Origin of the sequence: Streptomyces sp. NPDC005181, from assembly GCF_040608395.1 — a bacterium.
Lineage (GTDB): Bacteria > Actinomycetota > Actinomycetes > Streptomycetales > Streptomycetaceae > Streptomyces.
This window is the reverse complement of record NZ_JBEXID010000189.1, coordinates 1-5,285: the sequence shown is the minus strand read 5'-3', so window position 1 is coordinate 5,285 and position 5,285 is coordinate 1. Positions and strand designations below refer to the sequence as shown.

At 66.7% G+C, this 5,285-nt stretch carries 5 protein-coding genes and 1 pseudogene; 4 read left to right on the top strand and 2 right to left on the bottom strand.

Features of this window, described 5'->3' with window-relative positions; translation table 11 throughout:
* The first annotated feature begins 381 nt into the window (after positions 1 to 381).
* On the top strand, positions 382 to 1,197 hold the full coding sequence (locus ABZV38_RS39470) for an IS5 family transposase (protein ID WP_356333688.1): 816 nt from the start codon (positions 382 to 384) through the stop codon (positions 1,195 to 1,197).
* An 8-nt stretch (positions 1,198 to 1,205) separates the two neighbouring features.
* On the opposite strand, the gene ABZV38_RS39465 is transcribed toward ABZV38_RS39470, so the two are convergent.
* Complete coding sequence (locus ABZV38_RS39465; RefSeq protein WP_356333686.1) at positions 1,206 to 2,420, bottom strand: transposase; 1,215 nt, start codon at positions 2,418 to 2,420, stop codon at positions 1,206 to 1,208.
* 61 nt (positions 2,421 to 2,481) lie between these two features.
* Here ABZV38_RS39465 and tnpA point away from each other — a divergent pair, with 61 nt between their 5' ends.
* The 3 genes from tnpA (at position 2,482) to ABZV38_RS39450 (ending at position 4,819) form a co-directional block, all read left to right on the top strand.
* Positions 2,482 to 2,910 (top strand): IS200/IS605 family transposase, encoded by a 429-nt coding sequence (tnpA, locus tag ABZV38_RS39460; protein ID WP_356000539.1) that lies wholly within the window; start codon positions 2,482 to 2,484, stop codon positions 2,908 to 2,910.
* Between the two features lie 486 nt (positions 2,911 to 3,396).
* On the top strand, positions 3,397 to 4,230 hold the full coding sequence (locus ABZV38_RS39455) for a PIG-L family deacetylase (RefSeq protein ID WP_356333684.1): 834 nt from the start codon (positions 3,397 to 3,399) through the stop codon (positions 4,228 to 4,230).
* A 421-nt stretch (positions 4,231 to 4,651) separates the two neighbouring features.
* Positions 4,652 to 4,819 carry a hypothetical protein gene (locus ABZV38_RS39450; protein WP_356333682.1) on the top strand — a complete coding sequence of 56 codons (168 nt, stop codon included), beginning with the start codon at positions 4,652 to 4,654 and terminating at the stop codon, positions 4,817 to 4,819.
* A 19-nt stretch (positions 4,820 to 4,838) separates the two neighbouring features.
* On the opposite strand, the pseudogene ABZV38_RS39445 reads toward ABZV38_RS39450, so the two are convergent.
* A pseudogene (locus ABZV38_RS39445) lies at positions 4,839 to 5,285 on the bottom strand (alpha/beta hydrolase); the annotation flags it as partial.

The window sequence follows — 5,285 nt, the reverse complement described above, 5'->3', positions numbered from 1 at the left end:
GCCGGCAGCCCTCTCATAGCCACACCTGATGTCCCTGGGTGTCCCCACCCTACGAATGGGAGGACCAACCCGATCAAGAACGTAGAGCCCTCTGACCGTTCCACCTGATGTTCTCGGCCTGCGGGTCCACTTCCAACCACGGCCACCGCACGGACACGTAGTAACGGGTGACCCCGGTGACGGCGGTCTCAGTGAACGGGCACTCCAGCAACAGCACGTCACCGGGCCGGTAGTCGTGACTCGTGACTCCTCCCCGCCATAAATGACGGGGCTTCTCGCTAAGGACTCCTAACAGAACGAGCTTGCGGAATGACTGACCGTCAAGAGTTGTTCTTCTCGCGTTGGCACGGTCGATGTTGGGGGTGTGCGGCGACTACTGGTGTGGGCAAGCGCAAGCCGTGGGAGATCGAGGACGGTCTGTGGGAGCGGATGGAGCCGCTGCTCCCGGTGGTGGAGCGGCGTTACCGCTACCCCGGACGCAAGCGGCTTGACCAGCGCAAAGTCACGTGTGGGATCTTGTTCGTGCTGTACACGGGGATCCGGTGGGAGTTCTTACCGCAGGAGCTCGGCTTCGGTTCCGGGATGACCTGCTGGCGGCGACTGCGGGACTGGAACGAGGCCGGCGTGTGGCAGCAGCTGCACGAACTCCTGCTCGCCGAACTGCGCGCCAGCGACGTGCTTGACCTGTCCCGCGCCTCTGTTGACGGCTCCCACCTGCGGGCATTGAAGGGCGGGGATGCCACCGGGCGCTCACCGGTGGACCGTGGCAAGACGGGCAGCAAGCACCACGTCATCGTCGACGCCCACGGCATCCCGCTGGCCGCCACCGTGACCGGCGGCAACCGCAACGACGTCACCCAGCTCCTGCCCCTGATCCACGCCGTGCCGCCGATCCGCGGCAAGCGCGGACGGCCGCGTCGGCGCCCCGGTGTGCTCTACGCCGACCGGGGCTACGACCACGACGTCTACCGCCACCAGGTCCGCGAGCTGGGCATCCGCCCGCTCATCGCCCGCCGCGGCACCGAGCACGGCAGCGGCCTGGGCAAGAACCGCTGGGTCGTGGAAGCAGCCTTCGCCCTCCTGCACTGGTTCCGCCGACTGCGCATCCGTTGGGAGATCCGCGCCGACATCCACCAAGCCTTCCTCACCCTCGGCTGCGCGATCATCTGCTGGCGACGCCTGAAAGCCTCTTTTTGATCTGAGTCCTAAGCCGGTTTGGCCTCGCGACGGGCCAGCCCGGCCCGTAGAACGTTGATGGCTCCCACCGTGTCAGCGTGCGCCAGGTGGCCGCAGCCTACGCAGTGGAACTTCTCCTGGGTGGGCCGGTTCTCCTTCGCGGTGAGCCCGCATGCGGGGCACCGCCTGGAGGTGTTGCGGGGGTCCACAGCGATCACTTCCCGGCCGGCACTCTCAGCCTTGCTCGTCAGGATCGTCAGGAACACCCCCCAACCGGCGTCAGCTATCGAGCGGTTCAGCCCGGCCTTGGCTGCGGCCCCGTTGGACAGGAACACGCCGGCCTGGTCGGGGTCCGGCTTCGGCGCGGGAGTCTTGCTCATGTTGCGGATCTTGAGGTCTTCGTGCGCGATGAAGTCGTGCTCACGGACCAGGCCGAGCGCGGTCTTGTGCGCGTGGTCGAGCCGTTGGCGACGCACCTTGCCGTGCAGGCTGGCGACCTTCTCCACCGCGCGCTGGTGGTTGCGCGTGCGCTTGTCCCGGCGGACACGCGGGAACCGGCACAGCGCCTGCTGGGCGGCTTCGAGCTTGTCAGCAGCGCACCGGCCGTGGCGGGGATTCTGGACGAAGCCGCCGCCCGAGTCGGCGAGGAAGTTGGCTATGCCCAAGTCGATACCGACGACGCTGCCGGTCGCGGGAAGCGGCTCGGGCCGGTCCTGCTCGGCGGTGAGTACGACGAACCACTTCCGGCCTTCACGCTTCACTGAGATCGTCTTGACCTTGCCGATCACGGCTCGGTGCTGGTTGACCTTGACGTGCCCGACGCCCTGGAGCCGGACGCGGGTAACCGGATCGTGCGGAGTGGAATCCCAACGGCAGCCGTCCCCGTCCTTCGGAAACTCAACCGTGTCGAACCAGTTGGCGCCCCGGAACCTCGGGTGGCCGGGGGTGTCACCGGACTTGATCCGCCGGAAGAACGCCTGGAATGCCTTGTCGAGACGCCGCAGGGTGGCCTGCTGACTGGAGAACGACCAGCGGCCCTGACGATCGGGGTCGAAGGCACGGATGTCCTTGAGCTGAGCGGACTGCATCCCGTACTTGATCGAGGTCTTCGAGACGTGCCGGTAGGCGTCACGGCGCTCCTGCAAGGCTCCGCTGTAGAGCGAGCAGTGATCCCGCAGCATCTCGCCGAGGGCTTGGGCCTGGCCCACGGTGGGCCTCATGAGGAACTTGTACGCACGGATCATCAGCCCACCCCCTTTTTCGGTCGGGTTCGGAGATCACCTTACCATGTGTCAGACTTGGTGGATGTCACCGCGCTGGGAGCCGGATCCCGATATCCGTCGAGGAAACCATGTCATCTACAACCTGCACGTTCACTTGGTGTTTATCACCAAGTATCGCCGTGGCGTCTTCGATGACGAGATGCTGACGCGCTGCGAAGCGATCATGCGGGACGTGTGCCAATCCTTCGAGGCCGAGCTTCGCGAGTTCAACGGGGAGGGCGACCACGTCCACCTGCTCGTGCACTACCCGCCGAAGGTTGCCCTTTCCAAGCTGGTGAACAGTCTCAAAGGCGTCAGCTCCCGGTATCTGCGCGCCGAGTACACCGGCCGGATCAACCGGATCGGCACGGGGTCCGTCCTCTGGTCGCCCTCGTACTTCGCGGGCTCCTGCGGTGGCGCACCGTTGAGCATCGTCAAGGAGTACATCAAGAACCAGAAGCGCCCGGTCTAGCGCTTCGCGCCAGTCCTCGCAGGGAACTCCGCCGCTTCGCGGCTTCGGGCCCAGGATCGCATCCCCGCCCGGCCTGAAGGCCGGGATTCCCTGCGAAGATCAGGGGATGGACGCATTCTGCATGCCGTCACTGACATGCGACCGAATGAGTATCCGGCGTTCCGGAGACGCGGCCCGCAGCGCGTCCCCTTCCACGAGAGCCAACTCGTCTGAGAACAGCGCCCGGCGTCATTCTCAAACCGGACGGGACAGCAGGTCGCGCCTGTACCTCGTTCGCGTAGAAACGCCGACGCCTGGAAGGCCAAGCGGCCGCGGCGGGAACAGCCGGTCCGGGAGCACAGTTGCATCGACCCAGGGACCGGCGCCGCACGGGCGGGGAACACGGAGACCACAAGGTCGTCCGCCCCACCAGGATCCGGGCCCCAGTATCGCGGTACGCCCGCCGCGCACTCGGACCAAGACGTATTTCTGCAGGAGGACTGTTTCATGACTGACCGGCCCTTGACGCTCATGGCAGTACACGCCCACCCCGACGACGAGGCCACCGGAACCGGAGGGGTCCTCGCGCGGTACGCGGCGGAAGGCATCCGCACAGTTCTCGTGACGTGTACCGACGGCGGTTGCGGTGACGGACCGGAGGGTGTCAAGCCGGGCGATCCCGGGCACGATCCGGCGGCGGTCGCCTTGATGCGCCGTCAAGAACTCGAGGCGAGCTGCGACGTCCTGAAGGTCAGCGATCTGGAGATGCTGGACTATGCCGACTCCGGGATGACGGGCTGGCCGAGCAACGACGCCCCCGGATCCTTCTGGCAGACCCCCGTGCAGGAAGGCGCGGCCCGACTCGCGGAACTCATGCGGCACTACCGACCCGATGTGGTCGTCACCTACGACGAGAACGGCTTCTACGGCCACCCCGACCACATCCAGGCCCACCGCATCACGATGGCGGCGCTGGAGATGACCGCGCTGACACCGAAGGTGTACTGGACCACGATGCCCCGCTCGATGATGCAGCGGTTCGGCGAGATCATGCGCGAGTTTCATGAGGACATGCCGGAGCCGGATCCTGCCGAGGCCGCCGCGATGGCCGAGATCGGCCTCCCCGACGATGAGATCACCACATGGGTGGACACCACCGCGTTCAGCTGCCAAAAGTTCGACGCGCTGGCCGCGCATGCCAGTCAGGGCGAGAACATCTTCTTCCTCAAGATGGGCAAGGAGAGGTTCGGCGAGTTGATGGGCATGGAGACCTTCGTACGTGTACAGGACGCCACCGGCGCGGTCATACCCGAGAACGATCTCTTCGCCGGAATGCGCTGATCCGCCCGGCCGGCCGGGAAAGCGCATCGACCGCACGGCGCGATCGAGCGGGTCACACACCCGGAGGCTTGTCCACGCGAGTTCCGCTCCGGCAGTCCGCGTCCAGGCCCTCGCCGACGGCGTCGACGCGTGCCCGCACTTCCGACCCGCCACCGCGCTCGTCCCCAAACCACCTGGCAACCGCACAGGGGGGAGACCTGCGGGCTGCTGACTCGGAAGTTGCGGGACAGCCCAGGTCACGAGCCCGGCGGTCTGCTCCGATCAAGACAGACCGCCGAGGAAGCGACACGAGGCTGAGGCTCCGATGTCCGACACGCCGTGAGGCAACGGAAGGAGAAGCAGGTCACGAGAGCGGTCTCCGACACCTACCGCGAGACCCTGCAACAATGAAGCCAGTCGCCCTGTCATCCAATCGAGGCGTTTGACACCGAACCTGGGCGTCCACGCCCTTGCGCCGCCCCGACCGGCCGGTACCGCCGCGATCGGGGCGGTCGTGCATCTACCGGCTACCGCCATCGAGGAGGGCCGGGACCTGTCCTCGATGAGCGGCATCCTGACCGACACCGCCTACCGTCTGCTGCTGGCCTGACGGCGGGGGTGGTCGGCGGCTAGCTCAGATGCCGGGTGAAGAACTGGGCCGCGGCGTCCCCCGCGAACTGCGGGACGCCGGTGTGCCCGCCCAGATTGGCGTGCAGCGTCTTCTCCTTGGAGCCGAAGGCGTCGAACAGGTCCAGGGCCTGCTGCCGGTCGTTCCCTTCGTCGTCCCACTGCAGCAGGACGTGCAGTGGAATGGTGGCCTGTCGGGCCTCCTCGAACAGGGCGCGAGGCACGAAACTCCCGGCGAACAGAACGGCGGCCGAGATGCGCGGCTCGACCACCGCAAGCCGGGTCCCGATGGCGATCACTCCCCCCGAGTACCCGACCGGGCCGCCGATCTCGGGCAGCGAAAGGAGGGCGTCCAGCCCGGCTTCCACAGTTCGGCGGGGTTTCGGTGGGTCAGGTCGGGGATCGATGCTGGTCAGCGCGTTGCGGCTAGCGGCACGGGCTGAAAATGC

What these genes read in the sequence shown, in the direction of transcription:
- ABZV38_RS39455 (WP_356333684.1), top strand. Translation starts at nt 3,397, where the DNA reads ATGACTGACCGGCCCTTGACGCTCATGGCAGTACACGCCCACCCCGAC.
- tnpA (WP_356000539.1), top strand. Translation starts at nt 2,482, where the DNA reads ATGTCACCGCGCTGGGAGCCGGATCCCGATATCCGTCGAGGAAACCAT.
- ABZV38_RS39465 (WP_356333686.1), bottom strand. Translation starts at nt 2,420, where the DNA reads ATGATCCGTGCGTACAAGTTCCTCATGAGGCCCACCGTGGGCCAGGCC.